Origin of the sequence: Thalassotalea piscium (assembly GCF_030295935.1) — a bacterium.
GTDB lineage: Bacteria > Pseudomonadota > Gammaproteobacteria > Enterobacterales > Alteromonadaceae > Thalassotalea_B > Thalassotalea_B piscium.
Genome location: NZ_AP027362.1, coordinates 633,087 through 652,582, shown reverse-complemented (window position 1 = coordinate 652,582; position 19,496 = coordinate 633,087). Strand labels below are relative to the sequence as shown.

The window sequence follows — 19,496 nt, the reverse complement described above, 5'->3', positions numbered from 1 at the left end:
CTTTCTCCAATAAGAGTTGTAATAGCTTTGCCACTTGTTAAAAGTTAACGGGTTAATGGCATTGCTTTAAATGATTTGTGAACACTATAAAAACTTTATATGACAATTATATTTAAACTTTGTGACACTTGTATGACAGGAACTTAAAGGGTGAAATTAAAGAATATTCTCACGTTCAAACACTACAAAAAATTCACTCCCTTTACCGAATTGACTGTTAATTGATAAAGACGCGTTGTGATGATTAAGCACATGTTTAACAATCGCTAAACCTAGCCCTGAGCCACCTGTATCACGAGAACGTGATTTATCTACTCGAAAAAAGCGTTCAGTTAAGCGGTTAATATCTTCGGGTCTGATCCCTGCCCCATTATCTTTCACTGAAAACTTTGCTTTATTACCTTCAATTTGCCAAGAAATACTCACTTCACCATTATTTGCAGTATACGCAATTGCATTGGCAATTAAGTTTGAGAAAGCACTTTTTAGTTCACTTTCAACCCCTTTTATTTTTAGCGTTTCATCGATATCAGCTAAAATTTTGTGTTGTTTATCTTGATTAAGCCACTGCGCATCATCGATCAACCCATACAGTAATTTAGGTACGTCAACACTGTGCTTTTCTTCATCATCAGCTTGTATTTCAACACGAGACAGAATTAATAACTGCTCAACCAAACGGTCCATTCGAGTGACTTGTCCTTCTATAGTGGCAAATGCTTTTTTCCACTGGGGATCAAGGCTATGTTCGGTCAACTGAACCATCTCAACATAGCCACGCACAACAGTAAGGGGAGTTTTTAATTCATGAGAAACGTTAGCAACAAAGTCACGCCGCATTTCTTCTAAGCGATAAATTTTACTCACATCTCTTGCAAGCATTAATATTTGCTCAGAGCCGTATGGCATTAGCCTTAACTCTATCCTTAGCTCGTTATTGTGCGGCGATGGGATCAAACAAGGGTGTTCAAAGCTATTGGTCTCTAAGTATTGAGTAAACTCAGGAAAGCGTAATAAATTATCAATGCGTTGCCCAACATCACTTGGCCAACGTATACCAAGAATATGCTGTGCTTTTTTATTACCCCATAAAATAGTTAATTCATTTGAAAGTACAAGTGCAGCATCAGGAAGTGCTTCAGCACCATCCCTAAACTGCCTTATCGTATCATTTAATTGTTTTAATTTTTGGCGGTGCTGTTTCTTTTGTCGATAAAGACCATCATAAATTCGCCCCCAAACCCCCTTAGCTTGTGGAGGAAATATCGCATTACTGTGCCAAAGCCAGCGTGTTAAAGTAAGTAAGTGATGATAATGCCATACAAGAAAACCAAAAGCGCATAAACCTAACATTAATAAGGCTGCATCAAACAAATAACCAATAAAGCCCGAAAGCAAAAATGCAATAACAAGCTTAGATAATATTTCTTTTACTGATAATCGAAAGTGCATATTACGCGGTTAACCTAAACGTGTATTGATGGCTGAAAATTAGCGTGTGTAGAGCTAACGGCTAAATATATCATAACGCTCCACTCAAAACCGAAATTGACAAGTTATTTTCCAGTAAAACGATAACCTGCGCCACGTACCGTTTGAATAAAGTCTTCGTGTCCTTCCCCTGAAATAGCCTTACGCAAACGCCTGATATGCACATCTACTGTACGGTCTTCAACATACACATTTGTGCCCCAAACGTTATCAAGCAGTTGTTCTCGACTATAAACTCGTTCTGTATGAGACATAAAAAAATGCAATAATTTAAACTCTTTTGGCCCCAAATTTAAGCTTCGATCATTTATTGAAACTCTATGGGCTACAGGGTCAAGTCTCATTCCATGAAACTCAATTGACTCTTCTAAGGCGGTTGGTGATACACGACGAATAACCGCTTTAATACGAGCAATTAATTCTTTGGGTGAAAATGGTTTAGTAACATAGTCATCAACACCTACGTCAAACCCTTTAACTTTGTCTTCTTCATCTGCTCTTGCTGTAAGCATAATAATGGGGATATTGCGCGTATATTCATTTTGCTTAATAGTTTTTGCTAGCTTTATGCCGGTGCCTCCTGGCAACATCCAATCTAATAAAATTAATTCGGGATAAGGTTCAATAATTTTGTCTTGAGCTTGCCCATAATCTTCCGCTTCAACAACATCAAAGCCATTCTGCTCTAAGACAAAGGTGATCATTTCTCGAATTGGCGCTTCATCCTCAACCACCAAAATTTTTATACTCATGCTAACTTCCTGATTATTGACTACCGATACACGAGTGCACATTGTGGTCATTTTTTATGACAATTTTATGACATCTATTAAAAATTATTTATGATACATCAAAATATGACAAATAAGTGATCAGCGCATGGGGCTCTGCCTTGAACATATTACAGATGGCTGTACGTGCTCACATAGAAAGCAAAATTGTTACTAAGGCACTACACGCTCTAAATAAAAAAAGCGGCAACTTGCCGCTATATCGCACTAGAATTTGTAATCGATACCTAAACCAAGATAATCTTGATCTGAGTTGCTGTCCATATCATAGGTAGTATAAAAGCTATAAAGTTTGGTACTTTTAGATAAAGTATAGTCTGCACCAATACTAATGCCTGAGTTATCATCTCCGCCATCATGATCAGCAGCTTGTAATTGGCCTTTAAATGTCCAGTTATACATACCATATTTCGCAGAGACTAAATAACCTGTCATTTCAGCACTACCATCTACTTTCTCTTGTGATTGTGCCATTGCTCCTAAAGTAAATCCTGCTACTTTCCCTTGAATTGTTGCTCGCACTGCATCGTAGCCTTTCATCTCAGAATCTATCGCGATGGCAGCATAAACATTCGCTTTTTTCAGGTTTTTGTCACCATAAGAAACGGCAACAGAATAAGCATCGTCTTTATCAAGGCTATCTTCTAAAACATAAGTAAAGGCAAGCTGTACACCAGAAAAGCTCGGTGACTTATAAGTGATGCTATCACTCATACGATTTTCACCTTTCCATAACACTTTAATATCACCATTTAGGTCATTAAATAGATCAATTTTACCTTGAGCTTGTTTAAATACAGTGTCATTTTTTCCAAATAAAACCTGACCAAAGCTTCCTTCTAACCCTATATACTGGTTACGTTGGCTAAATGTATCACCATCTCCATCAAGATCGACCTGAAATTCGGCCTGATAAATGACTTCTAATTCATTTGATAAAGTATGCGTACCTTTAAAACCTATACGTGATGCGTTACTTTTCATCTCAGAGTATGAGCCCTGTCCATCATCAGAAGATTGAACAGACACATTAGCTTTGCCATAAAATGAGACATCAGCAGCTGCTACATTTAATGATAAAGCTGAAAGTATTGCTGTACTAATTATTCTTTTTGAGCGTTTCATTATTATTCCCTTGTTAACTAGTGTTTTTGATTCTGCGCATTTTGCCAAGCATTCATGACAATTTTATGACAAATACATTTTAACGTTCATGATTATAAAAATGTGTTGTTGCCTATTTAGGAAAAATACCGATGATGTTACTAGGAGCTGTTGAACTTTCAGTTTATAGCTCTGATGCACTTGAATAAGGTGTCAATCGCGGTGCTTAATGTAATATCTGGTTGCTCCAAATGCGCATTAAGCAACAAAGAGTGACGCTTTTTTCAAGCCCCCAAAGAGCTATGGCTATTTTTTCAACCTAACTACGTTAAAATGGTTAAGGTTTAATAACCGCATCACACTATTTTCGTCTTGTTATCTTAAAAAGTAGCCTATAGCAGAGCCTAAAAAGAAAGATCAACAGCCCCTAAATCTAAACTATTAAGTATTATAGCTAACTATCACCTTTTGTTATAATTTTACTGAGTGATCCAAGCTCGAAGTAAGCGATACAGCTCAATGCCAACTTTTATTTTGCCTATCAACGGTTAATAGCTAACATTTAAATGAGTAACTTTTATTGAATTATAAAAATTGATTAAACGGCATAAATAAAAGCAAACACCTCATACATAAAACCATTATAAAACATAAAGTTAAAAACCTTAACCACATACGTCTTTACGCACTCAAACTAAATAATTCATTGTTATTTAAAAAATAACTTTTATCGTGAGATAAAAACGATAGAATCAAAGTACGTCAATTACACAAAGAATGGTTCAATGAAGGTAACAAGTCTCTCTCGTACACTCTTAACTCGCGTATTATCCTTTTATTTTGTCCTAACATTTCTTGTCACCTGTGTTCAAATTGGCGCTGAGTATTTTAATACAAAAGAACATATTAAAAGAGAGTTATTAACAATCGAAAGAACTTTTAGTAGCAGCTTAACTCGGGCAGTATGGGAGCTAAATACTCAGCAAGCTGTAGATATTGCTCAAGGGTTAGTTGATATACCAATGATTAAAGGTATACGTGTCACTGATGAAAATAATCAGGTAATAACCCAATTAGGAGAAGTTAGTAATTCAACAAAATACCAGCTAAAAAATGAAGATGACGGGTATCTCAATATTAATTCAAGCTCTGATGGTTTATTTGGACATAATTTTTCTTTAATTTTTGAATTTTCAGGCCGTACAACCAAAGTTGGATCAGTCACGTTACTGTCGAGTAATCAGGTGATTTTTGACCGTATTGAAGTAGGTATATATTTCTTAATTGGTAACGCAATGGTTAAAACTGCTGCCCTAGTTTTATTATTCACTATCGCCTTTAATAAATTGTTAACCAACCCGCTTAACGAACTTACTGAACAAATGAATCAATTTGATGTTGATGATCCTGAAGCCTCAAAGTTACATATTATCAACTACGACCATAATGAATTAAGTATCTTACAAGACTCATATAACAACCTAATAACTGAACTTGCACGGCATAAAGAAAAGCTTGCCGATGCTCAGTACGAAGTTATGTCAACAAACGACAAACTTGATGAACAAAACTTAATATTAGAACAAGAAGTTGCTCGTAAAACATCTTCACTTAGCACCACGATGTTAAAAATGGAAACGCAGCAACGAGAACTAATAGAGCAACAAACGCAATTAAAAGCCGAGAATTCCCGTAGAAGCAAAACAGAAGCAACATTAATGCAAACAAATAATGAATTAAAAAGCTCTATTGCTGAATTAAATAAAGCACAAGTTCGTTTATTAGAAGCAGAAAAAATGGCTATTTTAGGTGGGCTTTCTGCTGAAGTAACACATGAAGTTAATACACCCATTGGTGTTTCAATTACGTCAACGACCTATTTAGCTGATTTATTGAGTGAGTTAAAGCGCGATGTAGAAGAAAACAAGCTTAGTAAAAGAGGCCTAGAGGGTTTTGTTGAAAAAGCAGAACAAAGCATAGAGTTACAACTTAATAATTTAAATAGAGCTTCTGAATTAATTTCTAGCTATAAGCAAGTCGCTGTTGATCAAACTAATGATAAAATACGCAAAATTGACTTGTGTAAATATACCCGTGAAGTAGTAAATTCGTTAACACCAAAAATCAAAAAAACTAACCACGTTATTAATATAAATTGTCCTCAAAGTGTTGAAGTATATTGCCAGGCAGGAGCCATCTCTCAAATATTTACTAACCTGATTGTCAATTCACTTACCCATGGTTTAGACAAGACAGTTAACGGTGAAATAAATATCGATATATCGAAACAAAATGATACCGTCCATATTCATTATTCTGATAATGGCATTGGAGTCTCTGAAGAACAATTAGGTTACTTATTTGAGCCTTTCTATACTACTAAGAGTAATCAAGGAGGTACTGGCTTGGGTACTCATATTGTGCATGGTTTAGTGGTAGACACCCTTAATGGAACAATATCGGCATCATCACCAGAAGGGCAAGGTTTACACTTTGATATTCGTTTTGACAACATGCAGTAAGCTTGTCTGAATATTACCCTTTTAGGGTGATCATAAACGCTAATTACGTTAATATAGCGACCCTTTTGTATTGTCGCCCTTAAACTATGGGCAAAGGATTATTTTCATGTGGTTCAAGAACCTATACTTTTTTGCCTTTACACGCCCTTTTGAATGGTCTGAACAAGATTTAGAAAAAAACCTATCTGAGCATTTATTCACTCCTTGTGGATCAACCGAAATGTCACATTTTGGTTGGGTTAATGCTTTAGGTAAACATGGCAGCACTACGGTACATGCCGTTAATGGCAATTATTTATTATGTGCCCGCAAAGAAGAAAAAATTCTTCCCGCACCTGTCATTAAAGACATGATCGAAGAAAAAATGGCACATTTAGAAAATGAGCAAGGCCGCTCTGCCACAAAAAAAGAAAAAGAACAGTTTAAAGAAGATATTATCTTTGAACTACTACCTCGCGCATTTTCTCGGGTAACCGATACGCATGCTTATATTAACCCTGAAGAAAATATTATTGTGGTTAATACTAGTAGTAGAGGAAAAGCTGAAGACTTTTTAGCCTTATTACGAAAAGTATTAGGAACATTACCTGTAACAAGCTTATCACCAGAACGCGCACCTGATGAAATAATGACAGACTGGCTAACAGAACAGAGTTTAACTGAACCTTTCCAATTAGGTATGGAAGCTGAATTTCATGCATTAGGTGACGATGGTGCAGTGGTTAGAGTAAAAAACCAAGACTTAACAAGTGACGAAATAAAAGCACACTTAGATGCTGATAAGTTTGTTGTTAAAACAGCATTAGAATGGGACGATGCTATCTCGTTTATCTTGTGTGATGATCTAGCAATAAAACGCTTAAAGTTTTTTGAAGTATTGCATGAACAAAATGAAGATATCGACAAAGATGATATGACTGCTCGTCTTGATGCTGACTTTGCTTTAATGGCGGGTGAATTAAACCGATTAATTAAAGATCTGTTAGCGCAGTTCTCACTTAAATCAACTGATTGTTTAGAGAGCTAATTAGCATTTATTTTACAAACGAATATTTGCTAATAATTTACATAGCAATTATTAGCAAAGCCCACTTAACGCTTATTACAACAAAGCGACAAGTATAGAACAACAAAGGCCTGATCTAAATTCTTCTAGCTCAGGCCTTTAACTTAACCTACCACCTGTTACCAAGTGATTGTATATAAAGCAATTTCATTTATTAGACGATCTACTTTATAAGTAGAATAAACTGTGAAATGTTAACTGAACATCGCTTTAACATTTGTTACCAGTTCTAGAAACTCCGGTGAATCCATAAAGGTAACATCAGGTATTATTCCTTTATTTACATAACTTTTAAGTAATACCTCCTTGGTTGATTCATTTTTAAAAACATTATGAAATATCGCGCCTGCACGGATAAAATCAAGATAATGAACTTCATTGGGCAATACCGTTAAATTGCTCCAGTTTTTTACTAATTCAGTAAACTCTTCGCTAAATCCCCACGCTTGAGTAACTTCTGCACCAATATCACTCGACAACTTAACAATAGCTTGCTGTAAAAATGTTGGATTTGCGAAAACATCTGGATGGTTTTCAGCTTCAGTCAGAATGGGTAAAATGCCAATATTATGCACTAAGGCCGCTAAAGTAAGGGTGTCTAATGTAAGTGAAGTACGTTTATTCTCTTGTAGATAAAATGTCATTAGTGCAATAGCAACCGAAGATACATCAACCGTTTTACTCCAAGATTTCTTTAAGTACATGGTGACAATTTCATTTTCTGACACAAAAACCTGCTCTAGTGCCATCGCTGTTGCGATACTTTTAATTTGTCTTAGCCCTATACGAGTGACCGCTTGATTAACAGTTTCTACTTTTACACTACGACCCAGTATTGCACTGTTTGCCACTTTTAACATTCCCATAGATAAAGCGGCATCATGGCCGATAATATCGCTCATACTATTGAGGTTGATATCGGGATCATCGGCAGCCTCTCTAACTTTTAATGCTATTTCAGGCAAGGTGGGCAATACCAATGCTTCTTGCTTTATTTTTTCAACCAATATTGTGTAAAGCGCGTTTTCTGTTCCCATATTAATACCTAACTTATTAAATTATCTTACTTAAAAAATAGCACATATATTTTAGAAATATATTTTTATATTGCTAAAACTATAAAACGTTCAACTATTTATAAAATATATACATTAATACTACTTAGGCAATACTCATATTGGTGTTTTATTCACTAATTACATTAACTTTGATCTGGTTACCTTTTCTGTAATTCTCTTTTGTTATAATTGCCTATCTTATTACCATTAACTAATAGTTATATTATGTTTAAGCCAGAATTGTTATCTCCAGCAGGGAGTCTAAAAAATATGCGTTATGCGTTTGCTTACGGAGCTGACGCCGTTTACGCTGGCCAACCTCGTTATTCATTAAGGGTTAGAAATAATGAATTTACCTTAGATAACATTAAAATTGGCATTGACGAAGCACATAGCTTAGGCAAAAAGTTTTACTTAGTGAATAACATTGCCCCACACAACAGTAAACTAAGAACCTTTATTAAAGACATAACCCCTATTATTGAAATGAAGCCTGACGCCTTAATTATGTCAGATCCGGGCTTAATTATGATGGTACGTGAACAATTTCCAGATATGTCTATACATTTGTCAGTACAAGCAAATGCCGTTAATTGGTCTACGGTAAAATTTTGGTATCAACAAGGTGTTGAGCGTGTCATTCTTTCACGAGAACTCTCACTTGATGAAATTGAAGAAATTCGTTTCCGATGTCCGGAAATGGAGTTAGAAGTATTTGTTCACGGCGCGCTTTGTATGGCATATTCTGGCCGTTGTTTACTCTCTGGTTACATAAATAAGCGAGACCCTAACCAAGGTACATGCACCAATGCTTGTCGTTGGAAGTATGACACTCATGAAGCAACAGAAACAGAAACTGGAGATGTAGTAGCCACTAAACCAATCGAAATTTATACCCCAGAGGCTGGTCCTGTCGATGATATCGTGTTATTGCAAGAACAAGGTCGCCCTGGTGAATATATGCCTGCGTTTGAAGACGAACACGGCACCTATATTATGAACTCCAAAGACTTACGTGCAGTAGAGCATGTAGAGCGCTTAGTGAAAATGGGTGTACATTCATTAAAAATCGAGGGTCGTACAAAGTCATTTTATTATTGCGCCAGAACAGCTCAAATTTATAACCAAGCTATTTTAGATGCTATTGCAGATAAACCATTTAACCCTAAGCTCAATAATGACCTTGAACATTTAGCCCATCGTGGTTACACCGAGGGTTTCTTAAAGCGTCACCGCCCTAGTGATACACAAAATTACGATTATGGTTACTCAAAAAGTGATACTCAACAATTTGTTGGTGAAGTTATAGGTCGTAATGAAGACAGCCAATTAATTGAAATAGAAGTAAAAAACAAGTTTCTCACTGGAGATAGTTTAGAGTTAATGACACCTAACGGGAATATCAGTTTCTTGCTTGAGTATATGGAAAACACCAAAGGTGAGGATATTAATGACGCCAAAGGCTCTGGTCATAAAGTCTTCATCAAGCTTGAGACATCGCTTGATCTTAAATTTGGCATTATCATGCGTTATTTAGAAGAAGGTGGTACTACCCGCCACCCTTTTGCCCAAAACCAAGAAAGCCAAATCGATTCAAAGTAATTTGTATACCTTCATATTATTGGCCTATTGTGCTGATAATAAACAAGTTAGCGTTTATTATCAGCACAAGTAAGTACTTAGCCTAAATTCGGATAAGCTAAGTACCCCAAAACTTCGGTTTTTATGCGTATCTTCGTTGCCTGCATGGACGTAAGTACTTGGTTTTACCTGGAACTAAAAAACCGTTAATTTGCTACTAATAGCTAGCTATTAGGTACACAAATCAGCCTTGATTCACACAAAAATTATAGCATTGGTAGTAAACTTGCACTCAGGAAGAAATAATCTAAAATATTGCAAAGTATTACTATTATATGCGTTAAACGCACATCAATTCTCCGAGTTCAGGTTACTGACTTCAAACTTACTAACTATGTGATCAGTTTTACTGTCTAAACCAACACACAGCAGATAATAATTGTGCTTTATTTAACGAATAAATAGTTTATACACTAGCTTATGAACTAACTTACCATAAGGAGGAAATAACTGTTTTGCTACACTGATCCTGCCGCGTGCAAATACCGCCTTTGCATGAGAGAAGGTTTTAAACCCTTCAATACCATGGTAACTTCCCATGCCTGAAGCACCAACACCGCCAAAGGGAAGATCTTCCACACCTACATGCATAGCTGTGTCATTAATACACACACCACCTGAATGGGTTTCTTTTAATAACCTGTTTTGAAAAGCATTATTAAAGCTACAAATATAGAGTGCTAAAGGCCGTTCTCGTGCATTTACATAAGCGATAGCTTGTTCTATTGAGTCATATTCAATAATAGGTAATAAAGGACCAAAAATTTCTTCCTGCATTACTTTCATCTCATCACTAACATTTAGCAACAGGGTTAATGGCAATTGTCGTGTTTTAATACACCCTGTATCGGATGATAATGACTTAATTGTTGCTCCTTTAGCTTTAGCGTCGTCAACTAACCCCTTTAAACGAGCATGTTGTCCTTCATTAACAACACTTGTGTAATCAAGGTTATTTTTAATAGTAGGAAACATAGTGGCAAAGGTATTAGCTAATATATTACTTAACTCCTGGGCTTTACCTTGTGGACATAGAATATAATCTGGTGCGACACATGTTTGTCCACTGTTTAAAGTTTTCCCCATAATTAAGCGGTCTACAGCGGTAGTTAATGGGATTTCATCGTCGATAATCACTGGTGACTTTCCCCCTAACTCAAGTGTTACGGGCACTAAATTATCAGCGGCGGCTTTCATCACCATTTTGCCAACGGCTGTTGAACCAGTAAAAAATAGATGATCAAAGGGTAGAGCTGAAAACTGTGCTGCAACCTTGGCGTCTCCCTCAATAATAGAGACGCAATTATCATCAAAATATTGAGGGATTAACCGTGCAAGTAATGCACTGGTTTTAGGTGTAAACTCAGACATTTTTATCATTGCTCTATTACCTGCAGCTAAAGCAGTAGTAAGAGGACCAAGTGATAAAAATACTGGATAATTCCAAGGGACCATAATACCAATAACACCCAAGGGTTGGTATTCTACACGAGCACTTGCAGGTTGAAATAACATCCCAACATGACGCTTTTCAGGCTTCATCCATTGCTTTAAACGACTCATACTATAATTAATACCTGCAACAGTCGTTAAAATATCTCCTAGTTTAGAATCATCGGAAGAGCGATTTCCAAAGTCATCACTCATCGCATTAATTAAGTCAGCTTGATTATCTAACATTAACGACTTAAGTGCCTGCAAATGAGTCAGTCTTTGTTGGTAGCTAGGATACGGCATAATAGAAAAAGCCGCTTTATGTTCATTCAATAGTTGATGTAATTGTGCTTGACTATCCATTTGGCTCATTTCTCGCCTCTTATTATTATTGAGAACACTCTTAAATTAAATTTATTGTACATTAGTTCGATTAAAATAAAACCCATACAAATTATCATTCACTGCCAAACTTTAGCAGGGTAACAATCATTATTTTATTGATAATAGGCTTTAAACTTAATCATTGATATAATTGATCCTAATTTTTATAACATTCGCTTTCATAAGTGAATTAACTCATCAAATATTCTTTCTTGGAATTGCATTTATGGCCTTAAAAATTTTATCTGCTTGTATTAATTGCGATATGTGTGATCCAGAATGTCCCAACGAGGCGATCTCTTTAGGTGAAGAAATTTATGAAATTGATGCTGAAAAGTGTACAGAATGTATTGGACATTACGATAAACCTACCTGTGTCAGCGTGTGTCCTATCGATTGTATAATTAATGATCCTGACAATATCGAAACTGAAGATAAACTACTTGCCAAATTTTTTAAAATGCATGGCTGAAGCCATAAAATTAATAGGTAATACCGTTAAGTTTAAAGCACTCGCCATCCGTGGGAGTACTTTTGAAATCTAGAGCGCGCTGGTCTTCGAGTGCAAGTTTTGTACTAATTAAACATAGTTTAATTGAGGCGTAGCGAGTAAAGTGTAGATATTCTACATAAATTAGCTAGACAGCTTCCGCGTCCTACTCACGCTCTAGTTTTACTTATAACCATCAAAGTACGTTGCTACACGGTCTGGCCAATCTGGCGAGTTAATTCGCTGCAATAATGAAGCATTAATCAATTCACGTATTTTACTTTCGTCTGGTAGCGCAAAAACATAATCTTGGCGCACAAGTGTAATAGGCAGCACTTGTAATTTACCGCTAAATTCTTGATTAATGGTCCATCGCAATAACGGCGCATCATAAACAACGGCATCAACTTTACCATCAGCTAATTGCTTTAACGCTAAATTCAGTGTGCTTTCTTGAGTATATTTAAGTTTTCTATTTTTAAGCCAACTTGCACTGGTACTACCGGTTACACTGGCTATATTCATACTAGCAAGATCATTAGCATTTCTAAGTTTACTATTTAGCTGCCCTATCGTAAGTGCACTGGTAATCGATGCAGTGAAAAAAGACACAATGATAAGTGCCGTTAGCATCCAAACCACGCCTATTAATCGCCCTGCTACTGTTTTAGGTGCTACATCACCATAGCCCACAGTTGTCATTGTGACTATAGCCCACCAAAATCCTGAGAAGAGCCCATTTGCTCTACTACCACCAAATTGATCTGGGTTATCTTTGTGCTCAAATAACCAAGCGATAAAACCAACAAAGAGCAACAACAGTACAAGCATGCTTATCACCTTTAAAAACGCTGGTGAAGCTAACGCTGTAAGTACTGCCAACCAACCAGAAGACCATTCACTACGAACAGCAACAGATAAGCCAGAGCTTGTTATTGTATGAGTAAAATCCATACGATGAGCGCGCTCTGACGTTGCAGTTATTGCCCCTAGGCCAACATCTATTTCACCTCGCGTGGTTGCATCTAAAAGCCCTTCTAAATCGTACTCTTTAAAGCGATATTCCCAACCTTGCTCGTCGGCAATTTCTTTCCAAAGATCAATAGCTAAGCCGCTGTATGATACCCCATCTGCTTTAGCAAAAGGCGGCGCTGTCTTAACACCAATAACTAAAGTTTTTGCTGCTGAAGTTTTATTTAAGTTTTGAACGGGTTCAGCTTCAGTAACACTCTGTGCATTAGCTAAGATAGTGATACATAATAAACATAATGTGAGTAGGCTACGCTGCCATAGAGGTTTAATTATTGATCTATTTATCATGCGGTTGTCTCATTTTACATCATTTGGATAGTATTTTATAAACATGTTAACGTAATCTTATCATCCTTGCACTTTTGAATGATTTAATTAAATCAATACAAAATTATTTGCCTGTAAGTAAATAATAGCAGTTTCATTAATTAAGTGATTTATTTTATACGCAGTGAAAACGGTCAAATACAAGGTATTTATTTTCATAACTAGTTGTTCAGGGCAATTATGCTCCAGCATTGCCCACATAAGCTACATCCTTGTAGCGATAATTATAAAATAAATAACGCACTAGTTGACTATTTTAGCCAGTAGAAATGATCATATAGTTAGTGAGATTGGTATATTACCAAGATGTGCCAAACTTAGTGTCATATACGTTATCGACAACATAAATTAAGGAATGTATTTTTATGAGTATTTCTGCCTCAAACCCTAGTCAGCACAATAAAGCTAGCCAAAGTGCGCTTTGGGGAAAGCAAACACAACTGTCTTTAAAATACTTTGATATTGGTAGCCATCGCTTTTCGATAGATTTTATACATGCATATATTAGTATTAAACGAGCATGTGCACAGGTTAATAACAACGAAGGCCTTTTGAGTGAAGATAACAGGAATGCAATACAGCTTGCCTGCGATAAATTAGGGATAGAAGACTATACAAAGCAGTTCCCACTGAGTGTATGGCAAACAGGCTCAGGCACTCAAACCAATATGAATGTTAATGAAGTCGTTGCCTCCATAGCCAATACTATAAAAGAAACATCGGAAAGCACCCAAGACAACTCTCAACAGTTAAGTGAAAAAGTCCATCCCAATGATCATGTAAATTTATCACAGTCGTCTAATGATACGTTTCCAAGTGCCATGCATATTGTAGTCGCCTTATTAACTCGTGATAAATTACTCAACTCTCTTAGTCACTTAAGTAAAATTCTGGATGATAAGCAACAAGAACTGACCAAAGAGTTTACTGTTGGCCGTACACATCTGATGGATGCGTTACCTGTACCAGCTAGCTCAATATTCTCAGGTTATTTGGCACAACTATCGCTTGCAAAGTCTGCAATAGAAGACAGTTTGGTAGCAGTTTATCAACTAGCTATTGGTGGCACCGCTGTTGGTGGTGGTGATAATGCGCCACCTCAATTTGGTGAAAAAGTTGCTGCATTGTTAGCCGAGCAATACCAGCTTCCATTTGTAGCAAACGATAACGCTTATGCAGCAGTTTCAGGCGAAGATGCTTCTTTACGTTATAGTAGTGCTTTAAAACAGCTTGCCAGCGTTTTATTTAAAATTGCTAATGACTTTCGGCTACTTGGTAGTGGACCACGTTGTGGCTTTAATGAGTGGTTATTACCAGCAAATGAGCCCGGTAGCTCAATAATGCCGGGTAAAGTTAACCCGACACAATGCGAAGCCCTTAGCATGGTGTGCTTGCAGGTATTCGGTAACGATTTAACTGTATCGTTAGCCGCATCAAATGGTCAACTTCAGCTTAATACTTACCGACCAGTGATTATTCATAATTTAATGGAAAGTATTGAATTGTTAACTGATGCTATGCATTCGTTTGCTGATAATTGCATTGCAGGTCTATCGCTTAATCACGCACAGATCAAAACTAATATGCAACAAAACCTTTCAATAATTACGGTTCTTGCACCAACATTAGGCTATGACGTAGCAACTCAAATTGTGCATGAAGCAAACAATAACAACACATCATTAGCGCAAGCAGCACAAACGCTTGGGTTATATAGTTGCGAAGAGTTCGATGCGCTGTTGACAACACACCTTAACAATAAACGTTAACAGTACAAGTTATACTAGGGGAGGTGAACTTTGCGGTACATTTTTACAGTGATTTATTTGGTGTTTATACAAGGCTGAACTTATGTAATGGGTTGTTCCCCATAAATAAGTGAAAACGCCGTAGAAAAACCAAAGAAGCGCTGTACTACGGATACGTTTAAACATGATTTACTTTTCGCTGTCTAAACGGAACAGTTACTTAGCGTAAGCAGGGCACGGAAGCTGTCTAGCTCATTTATGTAGAATAACTAACCTTAGCTCGGCTTAAGAGATAAGTTAATGCCCGGAAATTGCTAGACTTGTGATTGTAGCAACTCACTAGCTTGATAGTTTTTCTTAATACAAGGCAAATTCATTAAGAATAGTTATTTTATTTAACACAGAAGTAAGGAAAAATAGGTGCTAGAGAGCTATTTATTATCCCGAGTTGAGGTTAACTACACTATGTTCGCTACGCCTCAATTAAATCACGTTTAATGCGTACGAAATTTGTACTTAAAAGATCAACACGCCCTAGCATGTAGTGATTATTTGCGTCGTTTTATCGCTAAGTAAACACCTGAGCAAACAAAGAAGACTGGCAATAAACTAATAAACAACCACAGTACTTTTATTGGCCAGCCCAAAAACTCCCCAATATGGAATTTATACCTAAAATTCCATACTTGGGTGGTTAATGAGGCTTTACTCGCATTAAATATGGCTAATGACTCGCCAGTATAAGGATTTGCCCAACTCCAACTATTACCATGACTTTCAATGGGCATTTTCATCCGTAATGCCAATGGTTGATCGTCTGCTTTCGGTAAATATATACGATAAACTTCACCAGAAGTTAGTGCTAACCTTGCTTGTTGATACGCTTTATCTAATTGATATGAAGTGCTAGCGGGTTTTACTTTTTCTTGGTAGCTGTGTTGTTCAACATCACCATGAGTGAGCCATTCAACTACCCTCATTGTTGGTATTTTCCAATGAAACGTCATGCCTGAAAACGCGATTAACAGTAGTGGGATACAGAGAATGATCCCTAATGTACCATGTAGTTGTTGTAACCATACTCTACCTTTTGCACGCCAACGTACATTTAAACGCTTTAACCGATGTTTGGGTTTTAGCCAAAGGTAACAACCTACTAACACCTCTAGTATTAATACTAACGAGGTGATAGACATTAATACTTTAAGTGGTGTTTTATTTTCACCATCGCGAAAAAGCAGCCATCGGTGCCAAGCCATGGTAAAACCATAAAAAGTGTCGTAATAATTATGAATAAGTAGTATTTTTCCATTGTATGGATTGATGTTTAAGTAACGTTCATCAGCTAATTTAACTTGCCAGCTCTGAGTAGGATGTTCAGCGCGTTCAATAGTATGTATTTTTTCTTTACTCGCTTGCTCTATCTTAGTTACTAGCACACTTAGAGGTAGGAAATCATCATTTTTTAGTACATGATCTTCACTCACTAACCAATATTGAGGATGAATAAACGCTTGAATATCTTTAGCATAAAGCATTAAGGCACCTGATACACTTAAACTTATTAAAAATAGACCACTGAGCAAAGCCAAAACTAAATGAATACGGCGAAACCACTTTTTCAACAATTTTTACCTCAAAGAGTTAATTGGTAATGATATAGAATATTAGCGAATGCAGCACTAAGACTGCATTACACCAAAGTTTAAATTAGTTGACGATATACTCACAGTTAGAAGTGATAATTCACACCTAAATTCACCGTTGTACCTAGGCCTTTTACGTTATAACCGCTGTAGGTATAGCCTTGAGATTTAGCTGGGTAATAATCTTTATTTAATAGGTTCTCAACCCCTATAAATGCAGACCATCCGTCATTGAACTGATATTGGCCGCTAATATTAAGTACATTATAAGCATCTATATTACCTAAATCGCCAATATAGCTACCATCGACAGGCTCAAATTTATGCCGATCTCCTACATATAAATATGCAATTGATATACGACTATTTTCTATAGGGCGCCAATTTATATTCATTACACCTTTAGGAGGGCTTATTTGTTTTATGCCAAGAAAGACATTGTTTTCCTTATCTTTCCCCTCAACCCAAGAAAAAGAAGCACTAATGTCTAATGTCTCATTTACGTTATATACTACAAGCGCCTCGTAGCCATAAATTTCTTGAGGAGCACGCACTGGCATATAAACACCTGTATTTGGATCATATTTATTTGTTGTTCCAAGTTCAGAAGTACTTCGGTACGCTGAAAATTCAAATCTAATGTCATCGGAGGCTGAATTAAAACCAATTTCATAGTTATCAATAATAGAAGCTTCGGTTTGAATATCTGCGATATCTGTTACTGTGGCAGTGCGAAGTAGTCGGCCAATATCTGAAATATCTGCGCCTTGTGAGTAACTCACAAAAGGTTGAAATAGTTCGCTAAGGTTATAACGAATAGCAAAGTTATAGGTAGTAGCACGATAGTTTAATGTGTCACCTGTCACATCAACAGGGATTGAACATAATGTTGCAGTTTTACACAGTTTCAATGTGCGATAATCATTAACGTCTAAGTCAATATCTTCACGCCTAATTCCCGCTTTAATGATAAAGTCATCATTAATCACCCATTTACTTTGTATAAAACCAGCGATGTTGTCCATGTCCATTTCTGGTACCCAGACACGACCATCAACTAATGGCTGGGAAGTAATATCATTCAGTACATCAAGGCCATAGATAAAGGTAGCTTCTACATTATCAAATTCAAATTGACTATTTAACGTTGCGCGTAAACCTGTTTTATCTGATTTAATTACTGATTGGCCTCCAGAGTAACCTTCGCCTTGGTTCGCTAGGGTTGGAGAGTAAAAGAAAATATTTTCTACTTTTTGTGTGTATGCATCGATCACCAATTGTGTATTGGCAAATAATGCCTCATCAGTATATTTCAGCATTAAGTTTTTATTGTTTGGCCCCTGAGGCTCACCTAACGCACCAGATCCATTTGGAGCCTTTACAGCATATGTTTTGATACCTGTATTTACACTCCCTACAACATCAACCAAATCACTTTTCTGCTCAGACTGATAGTAGTTATAAACTAATTGTAACGATTTATCATCATCAATTTGGTAGCCTAGTTTAGTAAAGTAATTTTGCATCGTTGCGTCAGATAAACCATATTTCAGACCAAGTACATCGCCCTCTGCATCACGTTGCACGCCATTTTCTTCATAACTAACCGTAGCCACATAGCTCAATTTATCTACTTGACCATTTATTGCTGCCTCTACACGCTGTCCTGCACTATCATCAAGCTTAACTGCACTAAAACGTGTTGATAAACCAAGTTTTCCTTCAAATGCTGAGTCACTATTTGGACGCTTAGTGATATAATTAATTATTCCACCCGCAGCGCCATTACCATAAATAGAGGTTGCACCTTTTATCACTTCAATACGCTCTAGAGAGTTAGGATCAATTGTTCTGATACCTAAAGCGCCGTTTCGTAATGGTGTTGATTGAGGTACGCCATCGATCATAACAAGTGGTGAACGCCCACGTAGAGTTTGCCCTGAATTACTTGATGTACCTGTACTTGGAGCTAAACCTGGGACTAATCTGGATAGGAGTGTTTGTAGCTCCGGAGAGACTTTTAAATGTTGTTCTATTTGCTTTCGATTAATTACTGTTACTGACGATGGCACTTCGTCAATCCGTTCGACGACCCGACTACCTGTTACTACAATTCTTTCAATATCATCAACTGTTGGTGTGTTATTATCCGCATAAGCGGTAACATGCACGCCTTGAACAATTAACAAAGCAAGCATATTTAGCTTGATTCTACTCATTTGCACTCCAAAAAATTATAAAGGGATAAAAAGAAACCGAATCTTAATGAAAATGATTACTATTTACAATAATGAATTGAAATAATTTTTAAGAGTAGTTAACCTGAGCTCAGGATAATAGATGTGTGCAAATAAAGAAAAAGTAATATTTTACAATACTTTAAATTATTTCTTCACAAGTTCTATGTGAATTTTTACTACCAATGCTATGTGTTTTGTGCGAATCAAGGATGATTTATGTACCTAATAGTCGGCTATTAGTAGCAAATTAACGGTTTTTTAGTTCTTGACAAAAACCAAGCGTCTACGTCCATGCAGACAACGCAGATACGCGCAAAAATCCTAGCTTTGTTGTACTTAGCTTACCCCGAATTCAGGTTAGGTAATAAGCTAAGCAATCGAAACTTTATGAGTTAAGTGGTTAACCTTATCCGCCAGATAAAATAGCCAAAACAAAGCATTAATGATCATAACTAATCGTTATGAACATTATATAAAAACTCCCTTGTTAATTTTTTAGCCTGTATAAATGAGCAACTAGAT

Annotated in this window: 14 protein-coding genes; 5 read left to right on the top strand and 9 right to left on the bottom strand. The window is 36.5% G+C overall.

Features of this window, described 5'->3' with window-relative positions; genetic code table 11:
* Positions 1 to 156: 156 nt before the first annotated feature.
* From phoR to QUD79_RS02780, 3 genes are all read right to left on the bottom strand, one after another.
* Entirely contained in the window at positions 157 to 1,452 is a 1,296-nt protein-coding gene (gene phoR / locus QUD79_RS02790) for a phosphate regulon sensor histidine kinase PhoR (protein ID WP_184424379.1), read from the bottom strand.
* A 104-nt stretch (positions 1,453 to 1,556) separates the two neighbouring features.
* On the bottom strand, positions 1,557 to 2,243 hold the full coding sequence (phoB, locus tag QUD79_RS02785) for a phosphate regulon transcriptional regulator PhoB (protein WP_184424380.1): 687 nt from the start codon (positions 2,241 to 2,243) through the stop codon (positions 1,557 to 1,559).
* A 246-nt stretch (positions 2,244 to 2,489) separates the two neighbouring features.
* Positions 2,490 to 3,407: a porin gene (locus tag QUD79_RS02780; protein ID WP_184424381.1), complete on the bottom strand. Its 918-nt coding sequence runs from the start codon at positions 3,405 to 3,407 to the stop codon at positions 2,490 to 2,492.
* Between the two features lie 764 nt (positions 3,408 to 4,171).
* Between QUD79_RS02780 and QUD79_RS02775 the strand changes: the two genes are divergently transcribed.
* Both QUD79_RS02775 and rdgC read left to right on the top strand, forming a co-directional pair.
* Positions 4,172 to 5,908, top strand: a complete 1,737-nt coding sequence (locus tag QUD79_RS02775) for a sensor histidine kinase (protein ID WP_184424382.1) — start codon at positions 4,172 to 4,174, stop codon at positions 5,906 to 5,908.
* Between the two features lie 106 nt (positions 5,909 to 6,014).
* Positions 6,015 to 6,935 carry a recombination-associated protein RdgC gene (rdgC, locus tag QUD79_RS02770; RefSeq protein WP_184424383.1) on the top strand — a complete coding sequence of 307 codons (921 nt, stop codon included), beginning with the start codon at positions 6,015 to 6,017 and terminating at the stop codon, positions 6,933 to 6,935.
* Positions 6,936 to 7,168: 233 nt separating this feature from the next.
* Here rdgC and QUD79_RS02765 read toward each other — a convergent pair whose 3' ends face one another.
* Complete coding sequence (locus tag QUD79_RS02765) at positions 7,169 to 8,011, bottom strand: HDOD domain-containing protein (RefSeq protein WP_184424384.1); 843 nt, start codon at positions 8,009 to 8,011, stop codon at positions 7,169 to 7,171.
* Positions 8,012 to 8,257: 246 nt separating this feature from the next.
* On the opposite strand from QUD79_RS02765, the gene trhP reads away from it, so the two are divergent.
* Positions 8,258 to 9,634: a prephenate-dependent tRNA uridine(34) hydroxylase TrhP gene (gene trhP, locus QUD79_RS02760; RefSeq protein ID WP_184424385.1), complete on the top strand. Its 1,377-nt coding sequence runs from the start codon at positions 8,258 to 8,260 to the stop codon at positions 9,632 to 9,634.
* A 429-nt stretch (positions 9,635 to 10,063) separates the two neighbouring features.
* Here the strand turns inward: trhP and QUD79_RS02755 are convergent, their stop codons facing one another.
* Positions 10,064 to 11,479 carry a coniferyl aldehyde dehydrogenase gene (locus QUD79_RS02755; protein ID WP_184424386.1) on the bottom strand — a complete coding sequence of 472 codons (1,416 nt, stop codon included), beginning with the start codon at positions 11,477 to 11,479 and terminating at the stop codon, positions 10,064 to 10,066.
* 238 nt (positions 11,480 to 11,717) lie between these two features.
* Here QUD79_RS02755 and QUD79_RS02750 point away from each other — a divergent pair, with 238 nt between their 5' ends.
* Entirely contained in the window at positions 11,718 to 11,963 is a 246-nt protein-coding gene (locus tag QUD79_RS02750; RefSeq protein WP_184424387.1) for a YfhL family 4Fe-4S dicluster ferredoxin, read from the top strand.
* 201 nt (positions 11,964 to 12,164) lie between these two features.
* Here the strand turns inward: QUD79_RS02750 and QUD79_RS02745 are convergent, their stop codons facing one another.
* Together QUD79_RS02745 and QUD79_RS02740 are read right to left on the bottom strand one after the other, a co-directional pair.
* Positions 12,165 to 13,301, bottom strand: a complete 1,137-nt coding sequence (locus QUD79_RS02745; RefSeq protein WP_184424388.1) for a transporter substrate-binding domain-containing protein — start codon at positions 13,299 to 13,301, stop codon at positions 12,165 to 12,167.
* Positions 13,302 to 13,388: 87 nt separating this feature from the next.
* The gene (locus QUD79_RS02740) at positions 13,389 to 13,541 is read right to left on the bottom strand and encodes a hypothetical protein (protein WP_184424389.1); all 153 of its coding nucleotides are present in this window, start codon (positions 13,539 to 13,541) and stop codon (positions 13,389 to 13,391) included.
* A gap of 164 nt (positions 13,542 to 13,705) precedes the next feature.
* Between QUD79_RS02740 and QUD79_RS02735 the strand changes: the two genes are divergently transcribed.
* Positions 13,706 to 15,109: a class II fumarate hydratase gene (locus QUD79_RS02735; protein WP_184424390.1), complete on the top strand. Its 1,404-nt coding sequence runs from the start codon at positions 13,706 to 13,708 to the stop codon at positions 15,107 to 15,109.
* A gap of 527 nt (positions 15,110 to 15,636) precedes the next feature.
* Here QUD79_RS02735 and QUD79_RS02730 read toward each other — a convergent pair.
* The gene (locus QUD79_RS02730; protein WP_246454951.1) at positions 15,637 to 16,713 is read right to left on the bottom strand and encodes a PepSY-associated TM helix domain-containing protein; all 1,077 of its coding nucleotides are present in this window, start codon (positions 16,711 to 16,713) and stop codon (positions 15,637 to 15,639) included.
* 107 nt (positions 16,714 to 16,820) lie between these two features.
* Complete coding sequence (locus QUD79_RS02725; protein WP_184424392.1) at positions 16,821 to 18,953, bottom strand: TonB-dependent receptor; 2,133 nt, start codon at positions 18,951 to 18,953, stop codon at positions 16,821 to 16,823.
* Between the last annotated feature and the right edge of the window lie 543 nt (positions 18,954 to 19,496).